The 23,691-nt window shown below is 45.5% G+C and carries 23 protein-coding genes and 1 tRNA gene; all 24 read left to right on the top strand.

Translation table 11 applies throughout. From position 1 onward, the window contains the following. Window positions 1-134 precede the first annotated feature (134 nt). The 24 genes from DCO17_RS04740 (at window position 135) to nuoL (ending at window position 23,680) form a co-directional block, all read left to right on the top strand. On the top strand, window positions 135-1,922 hold the full coding sequence (locus tag DCO17_RS04740) for an acetolactate synthase 3 catalytic subunit (protein WP_173955638.1): 1,788 nt from the start codon (window positions 135-137) through the stop codon (window positions 1,920-1,922). After that, a complete protein-coding gene (gene ilvN, locus DCO17_RS04745) occupies window positions 1,922-2,413 on the top strand; it encodes an acetolactate synthase small subunit (RefSeq protein WP_011902903.1) in 492 nt (163 codons plus the stop codon). Before DCO17_RS04740 ends, ilvN begins: the two co-directional genes overlap by 1 nt. A gap of 55 nt (window positions 2,414-2,468) precedes the next feature. Further along, window positions 2,469-3,485 (top strand): ketol-acid reductoisomerase, encoded by a 1,017-nt coding sequence (ilvC, locus tag DCO17_RS04750; protein WP_173955639.1) that lies wholly within the window; start codon window positions 2,469-2,471, stop codon window positions 3,483-3,485. Between the two features lie 45 nt (window positions 3,486-3,530). After that, window positions 3,531-4,178 carry a phosphatidylserine decarboxylase gene (locus DCO17_RS04755; RefSeq protein WP_173955640.1) on the top strand — a complete coding sequence of 216 codons (648 nt, stop codon included), beginning with the start codon at window positions 3,531-3,533 and terminating at the stop codon, window positions 4,176-4,178. A 25-nt stretch (window positions 4,179-4,203) separates the two neighbouring features. Beyond that, the gene (gene pssA, locus DCO17_RS04760; protein ID WP_173955641.1) at window positions 4,204-5,067 is read left to right on the top strand and encodes a CDP-diacylglycerol--serine O-phosphatidyltransferase; all 864 of its coding nucleotides are present in this window, start codon (window positions 4,204-4,206) and stop codon (window positions 5,065-5,067) included. 219 nt (window positions 5,068-5,286) lie between these two features. After that, entirely contained in the window at window positions 5,287-6,834 is a 1,548-nt protein-coding gene (locus DCO17_RS04765) for a 2-isopropylmalate synthase (protein WP_173955642.1), read from the top strand. 210 nt (window positions 6,835-7,044) lie between these two features. After that, window positions 7,045-7,314: a 30S ribosomal protein S15 gene (gene rpsO, locus DCO17_RS04770; RefSeq protein WP_068323724.1), complete on the top strand. Its 270-nt coding sequence runs from the start codon at window positions 7,045-7,047 to the stop codon at window positions 7,312-7,314. Window positions 7,315-7,585: 271 nt separating this feature from the next. Then, on the top strand, window positions 7,586-9,745 hold the full coding sequence (pnp, locus tag DCO17_RS04775) for a polyribonucleotide nucleotidyltransferase (RefSeq protein WP_173955643.1): 2,160 nt from the start codon (window positions 7,586-7,588) through the stop codon (window positions 9,743-9,745). A gap of 31 nt (window positions 9,746-9,776) precedes the next feature. Beyond that, complete coding sequence (locus DCO17_RS04780; protein ID WP_173955644.1) at window positions 9,777-10,775, top strand: NAD(P)H-quinone oxidoreductase; 999 nt, start codon at window positions 9,777-9,779, stop codon at window positions 10,773-10,775. 17 nt (window positions 10,776-10,792) lie between these two features. Next, entirely contained in the window at window positions 10,793-11,551 is a 759-nt protein-coding gene (tpiA, locus tag DCO17_RS04785) for a triose-phosphate isomerase (RefSeq protein WP_173955645.1), read from the top strand. Between the two features lie 20 nt (window positions 11,552-11,571). Continuing rightward, on the top strand, window positions 11,572-11,916 hold the full coding sequence (gene secG, locus DCO17_RS04790) for a preprotein translocase subunit SecG (RefSeq protein ID WP_173955646.1): 345 nt from the start codon (window positions 11,572-11,574) through the stop codon (window positions 11,914-11,916). Window positions 11,917-12,001: 85 nt separating this feature from the next. Continuing rightward, a tRNA-Leu gene (locus DCO17_RS04795) sits at window positions 12,002-12,086 on the top strand. 105 nt (window positions 12,087-12,191) lie between these two features. Next, window positions 12,192-12,551, top strand: coding sequence for an NADH-quinone oxidoreductase subunit A (locus tag DCO17_RS04800; protein WP_068948474.1), 360 nt, complete (start codon window positions 12,192-12,194; stop codon window positions 12,549-12,551). 5 nt (window positions 12,552-12,556) lie between these two features. Next, window positions 12,557-13,039, top strand: coding sequence for a NuoB/complex I 20 kDa subunit family protein (locus DCO17_RS04805; RefSeq protein ID WP_114638664.1), 483 nt, complete (start codon window positions 12,557-12,559; stop codon window positions 13,037-13,039). Between the two features lie 3 nt (window positions 13,040-13,042). Further along, window positions 13,043-13,642: an NADH-quinone oxidoreductase subunit C gene (locus DCO17_RS04810; RefSeq protein ID WP_173955647.1), complete on the top strand. Its 600-nt coding sequence runs from the start codon at window positions 13,043-13,045 to the stop codon at window positions 13,640-13,642. A 3-nt stretch (window positions 13,643-13,645) separates the two neighbouring features. After that, a complete protein-coding gene (locus DCO17_RS04815) occupies window positions 13,646-14,899 on the top strand; it encodes an NADH-quinone oxidoreductase subunit D (RefSeq protein ID WP_173955648.1) in 1,254 nt (417 codons plus the stop codon). A 22-nt stretch (window positions 14,900-14,921) separates the two neighbouring features. Then, window positions 14,922-15,428 carry an NADH-quinone oxidoreductase subunit NuoE gene (nuoE, locus tag DCO17_RS04820; RefSeq protein ID WP_173955649.1) on the top strand — a complete coding sequence of 169 codons (507 nt, stop codon included), beginning with the start codon at window positions 14,922-14,924 and terminating at the stop codon, window positions 15,426-15,428. Then, a complete protein-coding gene (nuoF, locus tag DCO17_RS04825; RefSeq protein WP_173955650.1) occupies window positions 15,425-16,723 on the top strand; it encodes an NADH-quinone oxidoreductase subunit NuoF in 1,299 nt (432 codons plus the stop codon). The genes nuoE and nuoF overlap by 4 nt, the downstream gene beginning before the upstream one ends. Window positions 16,724-16,754: 31 nt before the next feature. Continuing rightward, window positions 16,755-19,064, top strand: a complete 2,310-nt coding sequence (gene nuoG, locus DCO17_RS04830; protein WP_173955651.1) for an NADH-quinone oxidoreductase subunit NuoG — start codon at window positions 16,755-16,757, stop codon at window positions 19,062-19,064. An 8-nt stretch (window positions 19,065-19,072) separates the two neighbouring features. Next, window positions 19,073-20,146, top strand: coding sequence for an NADH-quinone oxidoreductase subunit NuoH (nuoH, locus tag DCO17_RS04835; protein ID WP_173955652.1), 1,074 nt, complete (start codon window positions 19,073-19,075; stop codon window positions 20,144-20,146). Window positions 20,147-20,157: 11 nt separating this feature from the next. Continuing rightward, a complete protein-coding gene (nuoI, locus tag DCO17_RS04840) occupies window positions 20,158-20,649 on the top strand; it encodes an NADH-quinone oxidoreductase subunit NuoI (RefSeq protein ID WP_173955653.1) in 492 nt (163 codons plus the stop codon). A gap of 21 nt (window positions 20,650-20,670) precedes the next feature. After that, window positions 20,671-21,318 carry an NADH-quinone oxidoreductase subunit J gene (locus DCO17_RS04845; RefSeq protein ID WP_173955654.1) on the top strand — a complete coding sequence of 216 codons (648 nt, stop codon included), beginning with the start codon at window positions 20,671-20,673 and terminating at the stop codon, window positions 21,316-21,318. Next, a complete protein-coding gene (gene nuoK / locus DCO17_RS04850) occupies window positions 21,315-21,623 on the top strand; it encodes an NADH-quinone oxidoreductase subunit NuoK (RefSeq protein ID WP_114638655.1) in 309 nt (102 codons plus the stop codon). Before DCO17_RS04845 ends, nuoK begins: the two co-directional genes overlap by 4 nt. Before the next feature lie 2 nt (window positions 21,624-21,625). After that, the gene (gene nuoL / locus DCO17_RS04855) at window positions 21,626-23,680 is read left to right on the top strand and encodes an NADH-quinone oxidoreductase subunit L (RefSeq protein ID WP_173955655.1); all 2,055 of its coding nucleotides are present in this window, start codon (window positions 21,626-21,628) and stop codon (window positions 23,678-23,680) included. The last annotated feature ends 11 nt before the right edge of the window (window positions 23,681-23,691 follow it).

Raw genomic sequence — 23,691 nt, forward strand, 5'->3', positions numbered from 1 at the left:
TATAGGGCTTACTACCTAGATTCTCATTTACGAAGTGGTTTTTCCGGTAGCAGCGCCGTTCGAACTCAGGCCATAAGCAGGGGATAGAACAGACCAAACAATTTTTTGCCGAAAATTGCAAAGGACGAAAGAAAATGAATACAAGCAGCGCCGAATTTTTAGCTACTAAAGCTAACAAAGACTCAGCCAATACAAATGCCGAAGCAGCGCCTCCAGAAATGATTGGTGCTGAAATGCTCGTGCATGCACTACACAAAGAGGGTGTCGAATACGTCTGGGGTTATCCAGGTGGATCTGTTCTCTTTATCTACGACGAAATTTTTAAACAAGATAAGTTCGAGCACATTTTGGTTCGTCATGAACAAGCAGCTGTTCATGCAGCCGATGGCTATGCTCGCGCAACCGGTAAGGTTGGCGTTGCATTGGTGACATCGGGACCTGGTGTTACGAATGCCGTTACTGGTATCGCTACTGCATATACTGATTCGATCCCAATGGTGATCATCAGCGGTAATGTACCAACATACGCGATTGGTGAAGACGCATTCCAAGAGGCAGATACTGTTGGTATCACTCGCCCAGTGGTAAAGCATAACTTCCTTGTGAAGGATGTGAAAGATTTGCCAATGGTATTGAAGAAGGCTTTTCACATTGCACAGACTGGCCGTCCAGGCCCAGTATTGATTGATATTCCAAAGGATGTATCTGCTGCTAAGGGCTCATTTGTGTATCCAGAGACTCTGGAAATGCGTTCTTATAACCCTGTAGTTAAGGGTCACAGCGGTCAAATCCGTAAAGCGATTGCCTTATTGCAAGAGGCTGAGCGCCCATATATCTACACTGGTGGCGGCATCATTCTTGCTGACGCAGCGCCTGAGCTCAAAGAGTTTGCGGATTTATTGGGCTACCCCGTAACCAATACTCTGATGGGTCTTGGTGGCTTCCCAGGAACAAGCCCACAGTTTGTTGGCATGTTGGGTATGCATGGAACATACGAAGCCAATATGGCAATGCAACACAGTGATGTGTTGATTGCGATTGGCGCACGCTTTGATGATCGTGTGATCGGTAACACCGCACACTTTGCAAGTCATCCACGCAAGATTATTCATATTGATATCGATCCCTCTGTTATTTCTAAGCGGGTTAAAGTGGATGTACCTATCGTTGGCAATCTCAAAGAAGTGTTAGTTGAGATGACTGCTCAGCTCAAAGCTGCTGGTCCGCGCAAGAATGGTGACAAAGTTGCCGCTTGGTGGGATCAGATTAATGAGTGGCGTAAGAAAGATTGCTTGAAGTATGACGAGGCTTCACAAATTGTTAAGCCTCAGTACGTAGTTCAAAAGCTTTGGGAACTCACCGGTGGCGATGCATTCATTTGCTCTGACGTTGGTCAGCATCAAATGTGGGCTGCCCAGTTCTATAAGTTTGATAAGCCACGTCGTTGGATTAACTCCGGTGGTTTAGGTACTATGGGTGTTGGCTTGCCATACGCAATGGGTATCAAGAAGGCATTTCCTGAGAAGGATGTTTTCACAATTACTGGTGAAGGCTCCATTCAGATGTGTATCCAAGAGCTTTCAACCTGTAAGCAATACGACACTCCAGTGAAGATCGTGTCATTGAACAACCGTTACCTCGGTATGGTTCGTCAGTGGCAAGAGCTCACTTATAACAAGCGCTATTCCAGTTCCTACATGGACTCTTTGCCTGACTTCGTGAAGTTGGCAGAGGCCTATGGACACGTTGGTATGCGTATTGAGAAAAAATCTGATGTTGAGGGTGCGCTCAAAGAAGCAATTCGTTTGAAAGATCGCACGGTATTCATGGATTTCCAGACAGACCCAGAAGAAAACGTTTGGCCAATGGTTCAAGCAGGCAAAGGTATTACTGAAATGCTTTTGGGTAGTGAGGATCTGTAATGCGACACATTATTTCTGTACTCATTGAGAACGAACCGGGCGCCTTATCTCGCGTGGTTGGTTTGTTCTCGGCTCGCGGTTATAACATCGACACCTTAAGCGTTGCGCCAACTGAAGATCCATCACTTTCCCGTATGACGATCGTGACATTTGGTTCTGATGATGTGATTGAGCAAATCACTAAACACTTAAACCGCTTAGTAGAAGTGGTGAAGGTGTTTGATTTGAGTGAGGGCCCTCATATCGAGCGCGAGCTCATGATGATTAAAGTTCGTGCGGTAGGTAAAGAGCGTGAAGAGCTCAAGCGTACAACCGATATCTTTCGTGGACGCATTATTGACGTCACCGACAAGAGTTACACCATTGAATTGACCGGTGATGGCGCTAAGTTGGATGCATTTATCGATTCGATTGATCGTGCATCGATTCTAGAAACCGTGCGCTCAGGCGGATCTGGTATTGGGCGCGGCGAGCGTATTTTAAAAGTCTAATTTTTAAACCGATTTATTACTCTAATAACTATATTTTTCAACAGAAGGAAACAGCATGAAAGTTTTTTACGATAAAGACGCAGATTTGTCCCTCATTAAGGGCAAGAAAGTCACGATCATTGGTTATGGTTCCCAAGGCCATGCACACGCTTTGAACCTCAAGGATTCTGGTGTGAATGTGACTGTTGGTTTGCGTAAGAACGGCGCTTCCTGGAGCAAAGCTGCAAATGCAGGTTTAACTGTTAAAGAAGTTGCGGATGCTGTTAAAGATGCTGACGTAGTCATGATGTTGTTGCCAGATGAGCAAATCGCTGACGTGTATAACAAAGAAGTGCATGGCAATATTAAGCAGGGCGCTGCTCTTGCATTCGCTCACGGCTTTAATGTTCACTACGGTCAAGTTCAGCCACGCGCTGACTTGGACGTGATTATGATTGCTCCTAAGGCTCCTGGTCATACTGTTCGTGGCACTTACTCACAAGGTGGCGGTGTTCCACATTTGATCGCTGTGTACCAAGATAAATCTGGCTCAGCCCGTGATGTCGCTTTGTCATACGCAACTGCTAACGGCGGTGGTCGTGCTGGCATTATCGAGACCAATTTCCGTGAAGAAACAGAAACCGACTTGTTCGGTGAGCAGGCTGTTCTCTGCGGTGGCGCAGTGGAATTAATCAAAGCAGGCTTTGAAACTTTGGTTGAAGCTGGTTACGCTCCTGAGATGGCTTACTTTGAGTGCTTGCATGAGCTCAAGTTGATTGTGGATTTGATCTATGAAGGCGGAATTGCCAACATGAACTACTCTATCTCTAATAACGCTGAGTACGGCGAGTATGTAACTGGCCCACGCGTTGTTACTGAAGACACTAAGAACGCAATGCGTCAGTGCTTGAAAGACATTCAGACTGGTGAGTATGCGAAGAGCTTCATTTTGGAGAATAAGGCAGGTGCTCCAACATTGATTTCACGTCGTCGTTTGAACGCAGAGCATGACATCGAAGTAGTAGGTGCGAAATTGCGCGCGATGATGCCTTGGATTGCGAAGAACAAGTTGGTTGATCAAACTAAGAACTAAGCATTCATTCATTAATAGAAGTAATTTAAAAGGCTCGGAACAAAGATGATGTATCCCCATCCCATTATTGCGAAAGAAGGTTGGCCTTATTTGGCTTCAGTGGGAGTGGTGACCCTATTGGTTCATCACTTTGGCGGCATTGCATGGTCTTGGCCCTTGTGGATTATCTCCCTCTTTGTTCTGCAGTTCTTCCGCGATCCCCAGCGCATTCCAGCACTAGGTCGCGATTTAGTTTTATCTCCTGCTGATGGTCGTATCGTGGTTGTTGAAACCGCAAATGATCCATACGCTGGTCGTGAAGCGCTGAAGATCAGTGTCTTTATGAACGTATTTAATGTGCATTCCAATCGCAGTTCTGTAAATGGCTTAGTAAAAGAAATTCAATATTTCCCAGGCAGGTTTGTGAATGCTGATTTGGATAAGGCCTCTACTGAGAATGAGCGCAATGCAGTTGTGATAGACGCTAATGGTCAAACAATCACTCTCGTGCAAGTAGCTGGTTTAATTGCACGCCGTATTCTTTGTTATATCCATGTTGGTGACCGCCTGAAAGCAGGTGAGCGTTATGGTTTTATCCGCTTTGGCTCACGTGTGGACGTGTATTTGCCTTTGACGGCAGAGCCTTTGGTATCTGTAGGTGATAAAGTATTCGCAACGAATACCGCTTTGGCGCGCGTGCCAGGCTTAGATTGATTTATTTCATTCAACGGAAAATATTTTGACTACATTTCGCCGTCGTGGTCGCATCAATCGCAGTCGCATCAATTCACGCCGACTTGGCTCTGATGAGAGCCAGTGGGCTGACGCTCTTGGTGATGATCTTGATTATGAAATAGAAGAGCTACTTCCAGAAAAACCACGTTTACGTAGCAAGGGCATTTATTTATTGCCAAATGCATTTACGACGGCGGCCTTGTTTAGCGGATTCTTCGCCATCGTCAATGCGATGAATGATCAATTCCAAGTAGCAGCTATTGCGATCTTTGCATCGTTAGTGCTCGATGGAATGGATGGCCGAGTAGCCCGTATGACCAATACGCAAAGTGCGTTTGGAGAGCAGTACGATTCACTCGCAGATATGGTGTCTTTTGGTGTTGCTCCCGCATTGGTTGCTTATGAGTGGGCACTGAAAGATTTGGGTAAGTGGGGCTGGCTGGCTGCCTTCACTTATTGCGCTGGCGCTGCATTGCGTCTAGCTCGTTTTAACGTTAATACTGGCGTGGTGGATAAAAAATTCTTCCAAGGTCTTCCTAGTCCAGCTGCAGGTTCGCTTATAGCTGGATTTATATGGCTGGCGGATGACAACAAGATTCCAGTGCGCGATTCCGCTATTCCATGGATTACTTTCTTTATTGCGGTTTATGCTGGTTTAACCATGGTGTCTAATGCACGGTTTTACAGCGGCAAAGCCTTGGATGTTCGCTACCGAGTCCCTTTTGGGGTGATGGTCTTGTTAATTCTGACCTTTGTATTGATTTCCTCTAATCCACCGCTAACCTTGTTCGGCTTGTTCGTTGTCTACTCGGTTTCTGGTTATGTGATTTGGGCATGGGAACGCCTCAGCGGTAAACGTTTTAGCTAAAACCCTTTTTTTGGGGTATAGTAATTCCATGTTGATGAATTTCTCACTTTTAAACGGCCTTCTTCTGCTAGCACTAAGCCTAAAGCTTGGGGCGGGTAAGGCCTGAGTTGATGAGATAGATACTATTCATTAACCACCAATACCAGCCCCAGCATATTGCTGGGGTTTTTGTTTTTAGAATGCTGTTCAAGAGATATTAAGTAAAACCGGAGAGTAGTGATGAGCGACAAAGTAATCATTTTTGACACCACCTTGCGTGATGGTGAGCAATCCCCAGGCGCGTCGATGACTAAGGACGAGAAAGTTCGCATTGCTCGTCAACTCGAGCGTTTAAAGGTGGATGTGATTGAAGCTGGATTCGCGGCAAGTTCTGAAGGGGACTTTCAGGCTATCTCTGCGGTAGCTGCTGCAGTCAAGGATTCGATTGTCTGCTCATTGGCTAGAGCGAATGACAAAGACATTATCCGTGCTGCCGATGCATTACAGGCTGCCAATGCCAAGCGTATTCATGCATTTTTGGCTACCAGCCCATTGCATATGGCAGTGAAATTGCGCATGTCTCCCGAAGAGGTGTTGGAGCAAGCCAAACGCTCGATTCGTTTTGCTAGAAATTTGGCTTCGGATATTGAGTTCTCTGCGGAAGATGGCTATCGATCAGAGATGGATTTCTTATGCCGCGTAGTTGAGGCAGTCATCAATGAAGGGGCTTCAACTATTAATATTCCTGATACGGTTGGTTACGCAACACCTGAGTTGTATGGCGAGTTTATTAAGACTTTGCGTACACGTATTCCTAATTCTGATAAAGCCGTTTGGTCAGTGCATTGTCATAATGACTTGGGTATGGCTGTCGCTAATTCATTGGCTGGCGTGAAGATTGGTGGGGCTCGTCAAATCGAGTGCACTATTAATGGCTTGGGTGAGCGCGCTGGTAATACCGCATTAGAAGAAATCGTAATGTCCTTGCGTACTCGCAAAGATTACTTCGATGTGGTTTGCGGCATCGATGCAAGTCAAATTGTTCCCGCATCCAAATTGGTTTCTCAGATCACAGGTTTCGTTGTTCAGCCAAACAAGGCAGTTGTTGGGGCGAACGCCTTTGCGCATGCCTCTGGTATTCACCAGGACGGTATTTTGAAGAATCGTGAAACCTATGAAATCATGCGCGCAGAAGATGTGGGTTGGACAACCAACAAGATCGTCTTGGGCAAATTGTCGGGACGTAATGCATTTAAACAGCGCTTGCAAGAATTAGGCATTACTGTAGAAGCTGAAGCGGATTTGAACGAAGCATTCACGCGCTTTAAGGCATTGGCTGATCAAAAGGCGGAGATCTTTGATGAAGACATCATCGCCATCATGTCGGATGCAGCCGCTGCAGAAGAGGGTGAATTTTTCCAATTCATTTCTTTGAATCAACATTCTGAAACAGGTGAGCGACCTAAGTCCCGCATCACTTTCCGTATGGGCGATAATGAAGTGAGCTCTGAAGCAGAAGGCAACGGACCAGTTGATGCAAGCTTGAATGCTATAGAGGAAATTGCAAAGAGTGGGGCCGAACAATTGTTGTACTCTGTTAATGCGATTACCTCGGGAACTCAGTCACAAGGCGAAGTAACAGTGCGCCTGTCAAAAGGCGGTCGCATTGTGAATGGCGTGGGCACAGACCCTGACATCATTGCTGCTTCAGCAAAAGCGTATTTATCTGCTTTAAATAAGTTGCATGATCCAAGCCAGGCGAAGCTAAATGCCCAAATGACGCCGTAGTGGTCACCTATAAATCCTTAAGTAACTGTTTTTAAAGGATAAAATGTATAAAGCCCTCATTAGAGGGCTTTTTCTTGGCCCGTAAACCAGTTCTGAATCTGCTACAATTCGAGGGCTTTGATTTATAAAGCTTTTTTAGTTTTTTTGTTTAATTAAGCACGACACAAATTGGGTGAAAGCTCAGGTGTTCGCAAGTAAGGAGTATTAAAAATGGCAGTTGCTGATATCAAAACGGCGGAAATCGTCAAAGAAAACGCGCGCAGCGCAAACGATACGGGTAGCCCTGAAGTTCAAGTTTCATTGCTAACAGCCCGCATCAATGAATTAACCCCCCATTTCAAGGCTAACGCTAAAGACCATCACAGCCGTCGCGGTTTGTTGAAGATGGTTTCACGTCGCCGTCGCCTCTTGGATTACCTTAAAGGCAAAGATCTGGATCGCTATCGCGCATTGATCGAGAAATTAGGTCTCCGTAAGTAATTCTTATCGGTATTGCAATGCCATCTTGCTTAGGGTTGTTTCTTCACTGAATCAGTCTTAAGAAGGTGGCATGTTTTTTGAGCGCTTTTAGATTATTTGTGTAGGGGATCGTGTCATTCCAATGAGTTTCTGAGTAGTTAAAACAGAGTCTCCCTGGAATGGCATCCCTTGAAATCTTCAATCGCTCCAGTGTTGTCGTGACACTGCTTTATCTCACGGCAAACGTAGTGCTCGTGTGAGTATTGCGTGAATAATTTGGAGAGAATCAAAAATGAGTATGTTTAAAAAAGCAGTGAAGAGTTTTCAGTGGGGCAACCATCAAGTAACCATGGAAACAGGCGAGATCGCTCGTCAAGCTGGTGGTGCTGTAATCGTTAACGTAGATGACACCGTAGTAATGGGTACAGTAGTTGCCTCTAAGACTGCTAAGCCAGGCCAAGACTTTTTCCCATTGACAGTAGATTATCTTGAGAAGACCTATGCTGCAGGTAAGATTCCTGGCGGCTTCTTCCGTCGTGAAGGTCGTCCATCTGAAGGTGAAACATTAATCTCTCGTCTGATTGACCGTCCTATTCGTCCATTATTCCCAGAAGGCTTCTACAACGAAGTACAGGTTGTAGTGCACGTGTTGTCGATCAATCCAGACGTTCCATCTGACATCCCTGCATTGATCGCAGCTTCTGCAGCATTGGCGGTTTCTGGTATCCCATTTAGCGGTCCAGTTGGCGCAGCTCGTGTGGGTTATGCAAATGGCCAGTATCTATTGAACCCAACTCGTTCAGAGCAAGCTACTAGCGAGCTCGATTTAATCGTTGCTGGTACACAAGCTGCTGTATTGATGGTTGAATCTGAAGCAAACCAACTTTCTGAAGAAATTATGTTGGGCGCAGTCGTATATGGTCACGAGCAAATGCAAACCGCGATCAATGCGATTAACGATTTGGTTCGTGAAGCAGGTAAGCCAGAGTGGGATTGGCAAGCAGCCCCTAAAGATGAGCCATTGATTGCTAAAGTAAGCGCATTGGCTGAAGGCCCATTGCGTGAGGCATATCAAATTCGTCAAAAGGGCGCACGCTCTGACAAGCTTAAGGCAATCACTAAAGAGGTATTGGCGAAATTAGCTGAAGAAGGTGAAGTGGATGATGTTGCTGTTGGCAATATCTTGTTTGAAATCGAGGCAAAGATTGTTCGTAGTCAGATTTTGAATGGCGAGCCACGTATTGATGGTCGCGATACACGCACCGTTCGTCCAATCGAGATTCGTAATGGCGTATTACCACGCACTCACGGTTCAGCATTGTTTACTCGCGGTGAAACACAGGCTCTCGTTGTTGCTACTTTGGGTACAGCGCGTGACGAACAAATTATTGATGCGCTCGAAGGTGAATACCGCGATCGTTTCATGTTCCACTACAACATGCCTCCATTTGCTACTGGCGAAACTGGTCGCGTAGGTAGCCCTAAGCGTCGTGAAATCGGCCACGGTCGTTTGGCAAAGCGCGCATTGATTCCCGTGTTGCCAAGCCCAGAGGACTTTGCATACAGCATTCGTGTAGTTTCTGAGATCACCGAATCTAATGGCTCTTCATCCATGGCTTCTGTTTGCGGCGGCTGCTTAGCAATGATGGATGCTGGTGTTCCAGTTAAGGCTCACGTTGCTGGCGTTGCAATGGGCTTGATTTTGGATGGCAATCGTTTTGCTGTTCTAACTGACATCTTGGGTGACGAAGATCACTTGGGCGATATGGACTTCAAAGTAGCTGGTACAGCTAACGGTATTACTGCATTGCAGATGGATATCAAAGTCCAAGGTATTACTAAAGAGATCATGCAGGTTGCATTAGCCCAGGCTAAAGAAGGTCGCTTACATATCTTGAGCAAGATGCAAGAAGCAATGGGTTCTGTACGTACAGAATTGTCAGCACATGCTCCACGCATGGTGTCATTTAAGATTCATCCAGACAAGATTCGCGAAGTGATTGGTAAGGGTGGTGCAACCATCCAGGCTTTGACCAAAGAAACTGGTTGCAGCATCGACATTCAGGATGATGGCACTGTAACGATTGCCTCTACCAATGCTGATGGTTTGGCTGAAGCTAAATCCCGCATCGAAGGTATTACTGCAGAAGCTGAAGTAGGCAAGATCTATGAAGGCCCAGTAGTGAAGCTCCTCGAGTTTGGCGCATTAGTCAATATTCTTCCTGGTAAAGATGGCCTCTTGCACATCTCTGAGATTTCAAATGAGCGTGTAAAGGAAGTTAAGGACTATTTGCAAGAAGGTCAGATTGTTCGCGTGAAGTTGTTAGCTGCTGATGAGCGTGGTCGTTTGCGTTTATCTCTTAAGGCTGCAATGGCAGATGAGGGTGGCACGATTACTCCTTTAGCAGGCGCGGCTGATGCCGCTCCTGCTCCATCTGGCGAGACTGCTTAAGTTCTGAACTAGATCACTAGCAAGGATATTCATGCGCGTTATAGAGATTAAAGAATATGGCGCACCAGAAATGTTGGTGCCAACCACTCGTCCTGACCCTGTAGTTCCATCTGCGGGATCTGGCGAGATCTTAATTAAGGTACTGGCCGCGGGAATTAATCGCCCTGACGTTTTGCAGCGTAAGGGGCATTACCCAGTTCCTGCTGGCGCATCTGATATTCCCGGCCTTGAAGTTGCTGGTGAAATTATTGGCGGTGATTTATCGCATGCTGATAATGCTTTTGGTCTCAAGCTTGGCGATAAAGTCTGCGCCTTGGTCCAGGGCGGTGGATATGCAGACCTATGTACTGCGCCAGTTGCGCAGTGCTTGCCTTATCCAACCGGCTTTACTGATCAAGAGGCAGCAGCATTGCCAGAGACTTTTTACACCGTGTGGAGCAATGTCTTCATGCGTGGTGAGTTATCAGAAGGTGAGACTTTATTAGTACAGGGTGGTTCAAGCGGTATTGGCGTAACAGCCATCTTGCTAGCTAAAGCTTTAGGCCACAAAGTTTTTGTTACCGCTGGTACGGATGAAAAGTGCGCCGCTTGTTTGAAGTTAGGTGCTGATCTTGCTATCAATTACAAAACTCAAGACTTTGTTGAAGAAGTAAAAAAAGCTACTGATGGCAAAGGTGTGAATGTCATTCTAGATATGGTTACAGGCGCTTACGTTCAACGTGAGATCGATTGCTTGGCTGATGATGGTCGTATTGTGATTATTGCCATTCAAGGTGGCTCTAAAGCTGAAGTCAGTACTAATCAGATATTACGTCGCCGTCTTACTATTACTGGATCGACTTTACGTCCACGTCCTGTTTCGTTTAAGAAGCAAATTACTAAACAGTTGCATGACAATGTCTGGCCCTTGCTTAATGCAGGCAAGTTAAAGCCGGCCATTTATAAGACATTTACATTGGATCAGGCTGCAGACGCACATCGCTTGATGGAGTCTTCAGAGCACGTTGGCAAGATTGTTTTAACGGTATAAACGACTTAATCAATCCTATGCGTCCGCTCATCATCGTTGGCAACTGGAAAATGAATGGCAGTCTTGCTAGTAATCAAGATTGGATGAAATCAGTTGCTCAAGGCATGGAAAGTGGTATGCCTGCTGGTCGTAAATTTGTAGTTTGTCCGCCGTTTCCGTATTTGCAACAATGTGGGAAATTAATTCAGGAGCAATCCATCGCTTTTTTAAGTTTGGGAGCTCAAGATGTTTCTGCTCAGTCCTCTGGTGCATACACTGGAGAAGCAAGCGCAAGCATGCTGAAAGAAATGAGTTGTCAGTATGTCATCGTCGGGCACTCTGAGCGTCGCCAGATGCACCATGAGGCTGATGAAACAGTTGCGGCAAAAGCATTGCAGGCTCTAGATAACGGCATGACGCCGATCATTTGTGTTGGCGAAACCCTTGATGAACGTAACTCCGGCAGGGCTGAGGAGGTTGTTTGTGGGCAGGTAGCAAAGCAAGTAAATGTATTGCAAGATCGATTGGCTGACTGCTTAATTGCATATGAGCCTGTTTGGGCTATTGGGACTGGAAAAGTTGCTAGTGCGCAAATTGCGCAAGATATGCATCGACATATTCGTCTTCAGTTGGCTGAGTTTGATGAAGATGTTGCATCACATGTAGGAATTTTGTATGGCGGCAGTGTCAAGCCCGATAATGCCGTTGAATTGTTTGCCATGCCAGATATTGATGGTGGCTTGGTTGGTGGCGCATCTTTAGATGCACAGGATTTTCTGTCTATCTGTAGAGCATAGTTTTTTATTGGAGAAATGTTGTGGAATGGTTTAAGACTTTATTAATCGTGTTGCAGGTAATTTCAGCATTAGCTGTAATCCTGTTGGTTCTCTTGCAACAGGGTAAAGGTGCTGATATGGGTGCCGCGTTTGGTTCCGGTGCTTCTGGTAGCTTGTTTGGCGCCAGTGGATCCGCCAACTTTTTGTCCCATACCACCGCTATTTTTGCTGCTGTATTTTTTATCAGCACCATTGGTATTACTTGGATTGGAAATAAGAAGGAAGTCAGCCCTGGCGTTCTCTCTGGAACGGTAGCCCCATCTGCCGTCCCAACAGTTCCGGCTGCTCCAGCTCAAGATCCAAGCAAGCCAGCGGTTCCAAAGTAAATATGTAGTCTTTTACCGCTTTTCTTACCTCTTTTTGAGGGTGTTGAGTGGTGCAATGCAGTAGAATTGATGGGTTTTGCAAGATGCCGACGTGGTGAAATTGGTAGACACGCTATCTTGAGGGGGTAGTGGCTTAGGCTGTGCGAGTTCGAGTCTCGCCGTCGGCACCAAAAAAGCAGTATCTGTAAGGGTTTTTGCTCTAAATCAATTGAGCATGAAGTGGAATAATTGATAATTCGCTGTTTTAAGGCTTACTAGACGTAATCAGGACCATTTTGAATCTCGCTAATTACTTTCCTGTTTTGCTATTTATCCTCGTAGGTATCGGGGTAGGCTTAGTCCCCATGTTCCTCGGAAAAATTCTGGCTCCTTCGAAGCCTGATGCTGAAAAATTATCGCCATACGAGTGCGGTTTTGAAGCTTTCGAAGATGCGCGTATGAAGTTTGACGTGCGCTACTACCTTATTGCCATCCTCTTTATTTTGTTTGACCTTGAAACTGCATTCCTCTTTCCTTGGGGTGTTGCATTGCGTGATCTAGGTTGGTTTGGCTACGCCTCTATGGTGATCTTCCTCTTGGAGTTCATTGTGGGATTTGTATATATCTGGAAAAAGGGCGCTCTCGACTGGGAGTGATCGATATGGCATTAGAAGGCGTTCTTAAAGAAGGTTTTGTAACAACCACAGCTGATCAGCTGATTAATTGGACCCGTAACGGTTCTTTGTGGCCAATGACATTTGGTCTTGCATGTTGTGCGGTAGAGATGATGCATGCGGGTGCTTCACGTTATGACTTGGACCGTTTTGGCGTGGTTTTCCGCCCATCACCGCGTCAGTCAGACCTCATGATTGTTGCTGGAACCTTATGTAACAAAATGGCGCCAGCTTTACGTAAGGTGTACGACCAAATGCCTGAGCCACGTTGGGTAATCTCTATGGGTTCATGCGCAAATGGCGGTGGTTACTACCATAACTCCTATTCAGTTGTTCGCGGTTGCGACCGCATTGTTCCAGTCGACATTTATGTTCCTGGTTGCCCTCCAACTGCAGAAGCGTTGATCTACGGAATTATTCAGTTGCAATCCAAGATCACTCGCACTAGCACCATCGCGCGGAAGGCTTAAAGCATGTCAGATCGTTTGGTTCAATTAGCCGCTAACCTCGAAAAAGTTTTAGGTCAGCGCATTCAATCTGTTGAAATCGCTCTTGGTGAAGTGACGGTTACTGTAAAAGCAGATACTTATTTTGAGTCTGCTTTAATGCTCCGCGACGATCCATCTTTAGCGTTTGAGCAATTGATTGATTTATGTGGTGTCGATTACCAAGACTACCGAGATGGCGCTTGGAGCGGTCAACGCTTTGGCGTTGTTAGTCACTTATTGTCCCTAGAACATAACTGGCGTTTGCGCGTACGCGTATTCGCTCCAGATGATAGCTATCCATTAGTTGCTTCAATTACTCCCGTATGGAATTCTGCAAACTGGTTCGAGCGCGAGGCATTTGACCTTTATGGAATTATTTTTGAAGGCCACGATGACTTACGTCGTATCTTGACTGACTATGGCTTTATCGGTCATCCATTTAGAAAAGATTTCCCAATCAGCGGTAATGTAGAAATGCGTTATGACCCTGAGTTGAAGCGCGTTGTATATCAGCCGGTAACCATCGAAGCACGCGAGATTACTCCACGCATCGTACGTGAAGAGCAGTATGGAGGTCAAGCTTAAGCCATGGCACAGATTAAGAATTACACCCTCAATTTTGGTCCTCAGCACCCTGCGGCTCACGGCGTTTTACGTCTTGTTCTCGAATTGGATGGTGAAGTCATTCAGCGCGCCGACCCACATATTGGTTTGTTGCATCGCGCTACAGAAAAATTAGCAGAGACGCGCACTTGGATTCAGAACGTTCCATACATGGATCGTTTGGACTATGTATCCATGATGTCCAATGAGCATGCTTATGTGATGGCAATTGAAAAATTGCTTCAAGTAGATGTTCCATTACGCGCTCAATATATTCGTGTAATGTATGACGAGCTCACACGCTTGTTGAATCACTTGCTTTGGATTGGTTGCCACGGATTAGACGTCGGTGCAATGGCAGTGTTCTTGTATGCATTCCGTGATCGCGAAGATATCTTTGATATGTATGAAGCGGTATCAGGTGCTCGTATGCATGCTGCTTACTATCGTCCAGGTGGCGTATATCGTGATTTGCCAGATCAAATGGCGCAGTACAACAAATCCAAGATTCGTAGCGCATCTGCATTAAAACGTTTGAACGAAAACCGTAGCGGTACATTGCTTGATTTCATTGAGCAATTTAGCAATGGCTTTGATGCAAACGTTGATGAGTATTGCAATCTTCTGACTGATAACCGTATTTGGAAACAACGTCTGGTCAACATCGGCGTGGTAACTCCAGAGCGTGCTTTGCAGTTAGGCTTTACGGGTCCGATGTTGCGTGGTTCTGGTATTGAGTGGGACTTACGTAAAAAGCAGCCATACGAAGTGTATGACCGTCTCGACTTTGATATTCCAGTTGGCGTAAATGGCGATTCTTATGATCGTTATTTGGTTCGCATGGAAGAAATGCGTCAATCCAATCGCATTATTAAACAGTGCGTTGCTTGGTTAAAAGCAAACCCTGGTCCTGTGATGAGTGATAACCACAAGGTTTCTCCACCTAAGCGCGTGGATATGAAAACCAATATGGAAGAGTTGATTCACCACTTCAAGTTATTTACCGAAGGTATTCACGTTCCAGATGGTGAGGCTTATTCAGCTGTTGAACATCCAAAGGGTGAGTTTGGTATCTATTTGATTTCCGATGGCGCCAATAAACCATATCGCATGAAGATTCGTGCACCAGGCTTCGTGCATCTGTCAGCTATGGATGAGATGTCTCGTGGCCATATGTTGGCTGACGCTGTAACCATTATTGGTACGCAAGATATTGTGTTCGGGGAGATTGACCGCTAATTAGCGCGCCAAGGATTATTTAATGACAACAACTCTTCAACTATCTGACAAAACGCTGGCAGACATTGCCCGCAATGTCGCGAAATATCCGCCAGAGCAAAAACAGTCTGCAGTCATGGCTTCATTGATCGCAGCCCAAACTGAAGTAGGTTGGGTATCGCCAGAGGTGATTGCTACCGTTGCTCAAATTTTAGAAATGCCAACCATCGCTGTAGAAGAGGTTGCTACCTTCTACAACATGTACAACACCAAGCCGATTGGTAAGTACAAATTGGTCATTTGCACAAACTTGCCTTGCCAGTTAACGCATGGTGAAACAGCAGCTACATACCTTAAAGAAACTTTGGGTATTGGCTTTAATGAAACTACGCCGTGCGGCACATTTACCCTTAAAGAGGGTGAGTGCATGGGTGCATGTGGTGATTCGCCTGTGATGTTGGTGAATGACAAGCGTATGTGCAGCTTTATGAGTAAAGAGAAGATTGATGCTCTATTGAATGAACTCCGTGCAGAAGGGAAAGCGGCATGACCAGTTTGCACGATCGCCACATTAAACCTCTCATCCTTGCTGGATTGAATGGCAATAACTGGCGTTTAAAAGATTACGAAAGCCGTGGTGGTTATCAACAGTTGCGTCGTTTAATTAACGATAAGGTTGCGCCCGATGCCATTATTGCAGAATTAAAGGCTTCCTCATTACGTGGTCGTGGAGGTGCTGGCTTCCCAACGGGATTGAAGTGGAGCTTTATGCCTCGCCAATTCCCTGGCCAAAAGTATTTGGTTTGCAATAGCGACGAAGGTGAACCGGGTACATTTAAAGACCGCGACATCATGCGTTACAACCCACATGCGCTCATCGAAGGCATGATTATTGGTGCGTACACCATGGGTATTAGTGCTGGTTACAACTACATCCACGGCGAAATCTGGGAAGTGTATTCACGCTTCGAAGAGGCTTTAGAAGAAGCTCGCGCTGCAGGTTATTTGGGCGACAAAATTTTAGGTAGTGATTTCTCTTTCCAATTACATGCAGCGCCAGGTTGGGGTGCATACATTTGTGGCGAAGAAACTGCATTGCTTGAGTCTTTAGAAGGCAAAAAAGGTCAGCCACGCTTTAAGCCACCATTCCCAGCAAGCTTCGGTTTGTATGGCAAGCCAACAACGATTAACAATACTGAAACGTTTGCAGCCGTGCCATTCATCTTGGCGATTGGTGGTCAAGCTTATTTAGATCTTGGCAAGCCAAATAATGGCGGTACAAAGATTTTCTCTGTATCTGGTGACGTAGCTCATCCTGGTAATTATGAGATTCCATTGGGCACACCTTTTGCTGATTTATTGAAGTTGGCAGGTGGCATGCGTGATGGCAAGGCAATTAAAGCTGTTATTCCAGGCGGCTCTTCTGCTCCAGTGATTCCTGGTGCGCAAATGATGGATCTGACAATGGATTACGACAGCATTGCGAAAGCTGGTTCGATGTTGGGATCGGGTGCTGTGATTGTGATGAATGAGACACGTTGTATGGTGCGCGCATTAGAGCGTTTGTCTTATTTCTATCATGAAGAATCATGTGGTCAGTGCACGCCATGTCGCGAAGGTACTGGTTGGTTATGGCGTATTGTTCATCGCATTGAACATGGCCAAGGACGACCAGAAGATTTGGATTTGCTAAATGATGTTGCTGCCAATATTCAGGGTCGCACCATTTGCGCATTGGGTGATGCAGCTGCTATGCCAGTACGCGGCATGTTGAAGCATTACATGGATGAATTTGCGTATCACGTAGAACATAAGCGCTGCTTAGATTCTGTGAAACCTTTATAAGTTATTGAGTACGGGACACCTAAAAGTGAGCATGGTTGAAATCGAATTAGATGGCAAGACGGTAGAAGTTCCGCAAGGTTCGATGGTGATGCACGCCGCGAATAAATTGGGAACATACGTACCGCATTTTTGCTATCACAAGAAACTATCAATTGCCGCTAACTGCCGTATGTGTTTGGTGGAAGTTGAAAAGGCGCCAAAACCTTTGCCTGCTTGCGCTACACCGGTGACTCAAGGCATGAAGGTATTTACGCACTCTGCTAAGGCGGTTGAAGCACAGCGCTCAGTGATGGAATTCTTGCTAATTAACCATCCATTGGATTGCCCAATTTGCGACCAAGGTGGTGAATGTCAATTACAAGATTTGGCGGTTGGTTACGGTAAGTCAAATTCGCGCTATGAAGAAGAGAAGCGTGTGGTATTTCATAAGAATGTAGGCCCATTGATCTCCATGCAGGAGATGAGCCGTTGCATTCACTGCACTCGTTGCGTCCGCTTTGGCCAAGAAGTCGCCGGTGTGATGGAGCTTGGTATGATCAATCGTGGTGAGCATTCAGAGATCACTACATTCGTTGGTCAAACGGTAGATTCAGAGCTATCTGGAAACATGATTGATTTATGTCCAGTTGGTGCGCTAACGAGCAAGCCATTCCGCTATGAGGCTCGTACATGGGAATTGGGGCGTAAGCGTTCTGTAAGTCCACACGATAGCCTCGGTGCAAATACTACGGTACAGACCAAAAATAACAAAGTAATGCGTGTGGTTGCTTTAGAGAATGAAGCTATCAACGAATGCTGGATTAGTGACCGCGATCGTTTTGCTTATGAAGGTCTCAATAGCGCTGATCGTGTAAAAACACCAATGGTCAAGCAGGGCGGTCAGTGGTTAGAAACTGACTGGCAATCTGCATTGGACTATGTAGCTCATTCATTAAAAACAATTTCCTCTGAAAGCGGCGCGCAATCAATTGGAGCCTTGGCACATCCAATTTCAAGCACGGAAGAATTGCATCTTTTACAAAAGATAATTCGCGGATTGGGCTCAAATCAAGTTGAAACTCGTCTACGTCAAGCCAATATTGCTGGTGCTGCATCAGCTGCATGGTTGGGTATGCCAGTTGCAAAGTTAAGCGAGTTGGATCGTGCTCTAATCATCGGCAGTTTCTTGCGCAAGGATCAACCAATTGTTGCTGCCCGTCTACGCACTGCTGCTAAACGTGGATTGCAGGTTTCACGTATCGATGCGGGTGGTGATGATTGGTTAATTCCGGCTGCTAACATCGCTGCTGCTCCAAGTTCCTGGTTGAACGCATTAGCAGAGGTAGCTCAAGCTGTAGCAAAAGCGAAGTCTGCTTCAGTTCCCGCTGGAACACCTTCAGTAACTATTTCAGCCGCAGCGCAAAAGATTGCTGACAGCTTGTTATCTGGAGCAACTACTGCTGTATTGCTTGGCTCTGCAGCGGTAGCGCATCCACAATCATCCGATCTTCATGTGCTTGCACAATTTATTGCTAATCAAACTGGTGCTACTTTAGGTTTCTTGCCTGAGGGCGGTAATGCAGTTGGTGCTTCATTGGTAAATGCGAATGGCGCTGGAGTTGACTCTGTATTGTCAGGTGAGCGTCGCGCGGTATTGTTGATGAATATCGAGCCAGATACTGATTTGCCAAATCCACAGCAGGCTCGTGCTGCTTTAGCAAAAGCAAATACAGTAATTGCATTGAGCCCATTCAAATCTGCAGACTTATTGGAAGTGGCGGATGTTATTTTGCCAATTACGCCATTCACTGAAACAGTTTCTACGTTTGTTAATGCCGAGGGTAGAGCGCAAACAGTTCAGCCTTCTGTAAAACCACTTGGTGATTCACGACCTGCTTGGAAAGTGTTACGAGTACTTGGTGGCTTGTTGGATCTTGATGGTTTCTTATACAACTTGCCAGAAGAAGTGCTGGGTGAGGCATTGGGTGATAACTATTGCACTCGTTTGAACAATCAAAGTTCCAGCAATTCAATTTCCGCAGGCGCGCAATCCTCTGGATTAGAGCGCTTAGCTGATGTCAATATCTATGCTGGCGACTTAATTGTTCGTCGCGCTTCGGCTTTGCAGCTAACTAAAGATGCCAAGCGTGGCAATCAGGTTGGCTTGGGCCAAAAACTATTCGCTGAATTAGGCTTAAAAGAGGGTGATGCAGTGCGCGTGACGCAGGGAAGTTCATCTGTAGACATGCCAGCAACACTAGAGGCAAATTTGGCTGCAAATACCGTTCGAGTTTCAGCAGGAACTGCTGCTAGCTCCAAGTTGGGATCTATGTTTGGTCCTGTAACCGTAACTAAGGCATAAGGAACGAGATGGAAAATTTCTTAGACCTCGTTACTACCCAAGGCGAAGCTATTTTTGGTTCTTTGTGGCCATTAGTTTGGGCCTTGGTTCGGATCGTCATCATCGTTCTACCAATGTTTGGATGTGTAGCGTATCTAACTTTGTGGGAACGTAAATTAATTGGCTGGATGCACATTCGTCTTGGACCAAACCGTGTTGGTCCTTTGGGATTATTGCAACCAATCGCAGATGCATTAAAGCTGCTAATGAAGGAGATTATTTCTCCAACTCAAGCAAGCAAAGTTTTATATTTCATTGCACCGGTTATGGTGATCGCACCAGCCTTTGCAGCTTGGGCGGTGATTCCATTCCAAGCGAAGATGATGTTGGCGGACGTTAATGCCGGACTGCTTTACATCATGGCTATTTCCTCCATTGGTGTTTATGGTGTCATCCTAGCTGGCTGGTCATCTAACTCTAAGTACCCATTCCTTGGCGCAATGCGTGCATCAGCACAAATGATTTCTTATGAAATTGCTATGGGCTTTGCATTGGTAACCGTATTGCTGACATCAGGCTCATTAAATTTAAGCACTATTGTTGAGTCTCAAGAGCATGGTTATTTTGCTCACATGGGTCTGAATTTCTTGTCGTGGAATTGGTTGCCATTGCTGCCGATGTTCTTGATCTATTTCATTTCTGGTGTGGCTGAAACGAATCGTCACCCATTTGACGTGGTTGAGGGTGAGTCAGAGATTGTTGCTGGTCACATGGTTGAGTACTCTGGTATGTCATTTGCCATGTTCTTCTTGGCGGAATATGCCAACATGATTTTGATTGCCGCTGTTGCATCAATCATGTTCTTAGGCGGTTGGTTGCCAATTGTTGATTTGCCGATTCTGCGAGATATCCCTGGATTTTTCTGGTTGTTTGGCAAAACTTTCTTCTTGCTGTCTTGTGTTATCTGGTTACGTGCCACATTGCCTCGCTATCGCTATGACCAAATTATGCGTTTAGGCTGGAAGATCTTCATTCCTATCTCAGTATTCTGGGTAGTGGTTATCGGTGCATGGGTTGTATCCCCATGGAATATTTGGAAATAAGTTGATCAATCATGTTTAAGAAAATTTCCCAATTCCTCGATAGCTTGATGTTGAAAGACATTCTGACTGGTATGTCAATTACCGGTCGTTATCTCTTTAAACCAAAAATCACTGTTCAATATCCAGACGAAAAGACGCCATTGTCGAATCGTTTCCGTGGTCTACATGCATTGCGCCGTTATGAAAATGGGGAAGAACGTTGCATCGGTTGCAAATTATGTGAAGCAGTATGCCCAGCTTATGCAATTACGATCGAGACAGCCGAGCGTGATGACGGTACCCGTCGTACGACTCGCTATGACATTGATTTAACTAAGTGCATTTTCTGTGGATTCTGTGAAGAGGCTTGTCCAGTTGACGCTATCGTTGAAACCAATATTTTTGAATACTTTGGCGATAAGCGTGGCGACTTGTATTTCACAAAAGAGATGCTTTTGGCTGTAGGCGATAAGTATGAAAAAGATATTGCCGTTAACCGCGCTATTGATGCGCCTTATCGTTAATCGAATCGAGCAAAAGAAACTATGACATTCGATCCATCCACTTTATTTGCCGTATTTTTTTACGGCTTCGCAAGTTTGTTGGTGATTTCCGCCTTACGCGTGATTACCGCACGTAATCCTGTGCATGCAGCGCTATTTTTGGTTCTCGCATTCTTTTGTGCATCTGGAATCTGGATGTTGCTAAAGGCAGAGTTCCTGAGCTTGGCATTAATTTTGGTTTACGTTGGCGCGGTGATGGTTCTGTTCCTCTTCGTTGTCATGATGTTGGATCTGGATTTAGAGCATTTGCGCCGTGATTTCAAAAAGTTTCTTCCTATCGCATTCTTGATGGGTGCTGTGATTGTTCTTGAGTTATCTATCGTAATTATCAGAAGCTTTATTGGAACAGATGTGCCAGTTCAGTTAATGCCTGAGGAGGCGATGGCAAGCAATACACAAGCATTAGGCATGCTGATATTTGGTGACTATGTGTATGCGTTTGAGGTTGCTGGCGTTATTTTGCTAGTGGCGATCATTGCTGCGGTGGCGCTTACTTTGCGTAATCGCAAAGATTCCAAGTCACAAAATATTCATGATCAGGTAAACGTGGTTGCCGCTGACCGCATGAAAATCGTCAAGATGGATGCCGATATGAATGCGAAGCAAGATGCTAGAGGAGAAAAGAAATGACGATTACTCTAGCTCATTACTTGGTGCTTAGCGCCATTCTGTTTGCCACCAGCGTGATTGGTATTTTCTTGAATCGCAAAAATGTCATCGTCTTGTTGATGGCTATTGAACTGATGTTGTTATCGGTCAATATGAACTTTGTAGCCTTCTCTCATTACCTAGGGGATATGGCTGGCCAGGTATTTGTATTCTTTATTTTGACTGTGGCTGCTGCTGAAGCGGCGATCGGCTTAGCAATCTTGGTTGTGCTCTTCCGTAAGGTTGACACGATTAATGCCGAAGATCTAGACCACCTAAAAGGCTAGTCATGCAATTAACCTTAACTATTCCTGTTCTTTGCGCAATTCCGTTGGCGCCATTGTTTGGCTCCATGATTGCCGGCTTCTTTGGTACTAAATTGGGCGGCAATCGAATTGGTCATGGAGCTTGCCAATTCGTGACTATTTTGGGTGTGGCGATTGCATTTGCCTTGTCATGCAATGTATTGGCTCAAGTAATGGATGGCTTCTACTTCAATGGCACTGTTTATCGATGGATGCAGTTGGGTGAACTCAATTTAGACATTGGCTTCTTGATTGATCCATTGACCGCAACCATGATGTGCGTAGTGACATTTGTGTCGCTCATGGTTCATATCTACACGATTGGTTATATGCATGGCGAAGAAGGGTACAACCGCTTTTTCTCATATATTTCTCTATTCACCTTCGCAATGTTGATGCTGGTGATGAGTAACAACCTATTGCAACTCTTTTTTGGATGGGAAGCAGTGGGTGTGGTTTCTTACTTATTGATTGGCTTTTACTTTGAGCGTCAGTCTGCAGTATTTGCAAACATGAAGGCCTTCTTGGTCAACCGTGTTGGTGACTTTGGATTCATTTTGGGTATTGGCTTGTTGCTAGCAAGCACAGGCTCTATGCAATATGACGTTATCTTTTCACAAAACACCGCATTAGCCGCACAAACACTACCTGGCACTGGTTGGAATCTTCTAACAGTTGCATGTATTTGTTTATTCATTGGCGCAATGGGTAAATCTGCGCAATTTCCATTGCATGTCTGGCTTCCTGATTCCATGGAAGGTCCAACCCCGATTTCTGCATTGATTCACGCAGCAACCATGGTTACCGCTGGCATCTTTATGGTGTCCCGTATGTCGCCATTGTTTGAGCTTTCAGATGTTGCACTCAGCTTCATCTTGGTAATTGGCTCAATTACTGCGCTGTTTATGGGATTCTTGGGAATCGTGCAAAACGACATCAAGCGTGTTGTAGCGTATTCCACGCTTTCACAGTTGGGCTATATGACAGTTGCACTTGGTGTATCTGCATACCCAGTCGCCATATTCCACTTGATGACCCACGCATTCTTTAAGGCGTTGTTATTCCTTGCTGCGGGTAGTGTGATTTTAGGTATGCACCATGAGCAGGACATGCGCAAAATGGGCGGCCTGTGGAAATACATGCCAATCACTTGTCTCATGATGTTGCTTGGTAATCTCGCTTTAATTGGTACACCTTTCTTCTCGGGTTTCTATTCGAAAGACTCAATTATTGAAGCGGTAGCAGCAAGCCATATTCCTGGATCAGGCTTTGCATACTTTGCGGTTATGGCTAGCGTCTTTGTTACAGCTTTGTATTCATTCCGCCTCTATTTCTGGGTATTCCACGGAAAGGCTCGTTGGGGTCATGCAGATTCTCATGCTCACCATCATGATCATGCGGAGCAGGGTGATGACCATGCTCACCACGGTTTAGCACCAGGTGAGAAACCTCATGAGTCACCATTAGTGGTTACATTGCCGCTGATTTTGTTGGCAATTCCATCTGTGATTATTGGTTTTTACACCATTACTCCACTTCTATTTGGTACATATTTCGGTGATTCGATCTTTATTGATCTTGCCCGTCATCCAGTCATGAAAGAACTTGCAGAAGAATTCCATGGTCCAGTTGCAATGGCTATTCATGCATTTACTTCCCCTGTATTAGGGTTGGTTGTATTGGGTGTTCTGACTGCAGCCATCGGCTATTTATGGGCCCCAGGCTTGCCAGCTAAGTTTGCTCAGACTTTTGCGCCTATTAAGAAGCTCTTTGATAACAAGTACTACTTGGATGATTTGAATCAAGCAGTATTTGCTAAGGGTCTTATTTGGATTGGCGGAATTCTTTGGCATCGTGGTGACCAGAAAGTGATTGATGGTTTCCTGGTCAACGGAAGCGCGCATACAGTAGGGCGCTTTGCTGGAGTGATTCGTCATTTGCAATCCGGTTATGTTTATCACTATGCGTTTGCAATGATTGCAGGCTTAGCAGTATTGCTGGCTTGGGTTTTATACGCTTATCTGCCTTTTGTTCGCTAGGCCTTTGTTAC

The sequence above is a fragment of the Polynucleobacter tropicus genome (assembly GCF_013307225.1).
Classification (GTDB): Bacteria; Pseudomonadota; Gammaproteobacteria; order Burkholderiales; family Burkholderiaceae; genus Polynucleobacter; species Polynucleobacter tropicus.

Bases quoted from the DNA above. Each gene is read 5' to 3' on its own strand.
- nuoE (WP_173955649.1), top strand. From the start codon at position 14,922: ATGACAACAACTCTTCAACTATCTGACAAAACGCTGGCAGACATTGCC.
- nuoL (WP_173955655.1), top strand. From the start codon at position 21,626: ATGCAATTAACCTTAACTATTCCTGTTCTTTGCGCAATTCCGTTGGCG.
- nuoG (WP_173955651.1), top strand. From the start codon at position 16,755: ATGGTTGAAATCGAATTAGATGGCAAGACGGTAGAAGTTCCGCAAGGT.
- DCO17_RS04740 (WP_173955638.1), top strand. From the start codon at position 135: ATGAATACAAGCAGCGCCGAATTTTTAGCTACTAAAGCTAACAAAGAC.
- nuoK (WP_114638655.1), top strand. From the start codon at position 21,315: ATGACGATTACTCTAGCTCATTACTTGGTGCTTAGCGCCATTCTGTTT.
- rpsO (WP_068323724.1), top strand. From the start codon at position 7,045: ATGGCAGTTGCTGATATCAAAACGGCGGAAATCGTCAAAGAAAACGCG.
- nuoH (WP_173955652.1), top strand. From the start codon at position 19,073: ATGGAAAATTTCTTAGACCTCGTTACTACCCAAGGCGAAGCTATTTTT.
- nuoI (WP_173955653.1), top strand. From the start codon at position 20,158: ATGTTTAAGAAAATTTCCCAATTCCTCGATAGCTTGATGTTGAAAGAC.
- ilvC (WP_173955639.1), top strand. From the start codon at position 2,469: ATGAAAGTTTTTTACGATAAAGACGCAGATTTGTCCCTCATTAAGGGC.
- DCO17_RS04765 (WP_173955642.1), top strand. From the start codon at position 5,287: ATGAGCGACAAAGTAATCATTTTTGACACCACCTTGCGTGATGGTGAG.
- DCO17_RS04780 (WP_173955644.1), top strand. From the start codon at position 9,777: ATGCGCGTTATAGAGATTAAAGAATATGGCGCACCAGAAATGTTGGTG.
- DCO17_RS04810 (WP_173955647.1), top strand. From the start codon at position 13,043: ATGTCAGATCGTTTGGTTCAATTAGCCGCTAACCTCGAAAAAGTTTTA.
- DCO17_RS04755 (WP_173955640.1), top strand. From the start codon at position 3,531: ATGATGTATCCCCATCCCATTATTGCGAAAGAAGGTTGGCCTTATTTG.
- DCO17_RS04845 (WP_173955654.1), top strand. From the start codon at position 20,671: ATGACATTCGATCCATCCACTTTATTTGCCGTATTTTTTTACGGCTTC.
- nuoF (WP_173955650.1), top strand. From the start codon at position 15,425: ATGACCAGTTTGCACGATCGCCACATTAAACCTCTCATCCTTGCTGGA.
- DCO17_RS04805 (WP_114638664.1), top strand. From the start codon at position 12,557: ATGGCATTAGAAGGCGTTCTTAAAGAAGGTTTTGTAACAACCACAGCT.
- DCO17_RS04815 (WP_173955648.1), top strand. From the start codon at position 13,646: ATGGCACAGATTAAGAATTACACCCTCAATTTTGGTCCTCAGCACCCT.
- tpiA (WP_173955645.1), top strand. From the start codon at position 10,793: ATGCGTCCGCTCATCATCGTTGGCAACTGGAAAATGAATGGCAGTCTT.
- ilvN (WP_011902903.1), top strand. From the start codon at position 1,922: ATGCGACACATTATTTCTGTACTCATTGAGAACGAACCGGGCGCCTTA.
- pnp (WP_173955643.1), top strand. From the start codon at position 7,586: ATGAGTATGTTTAAAAAAGCAGTGAAGAGTTTTCAGTGGGGCAACCAT.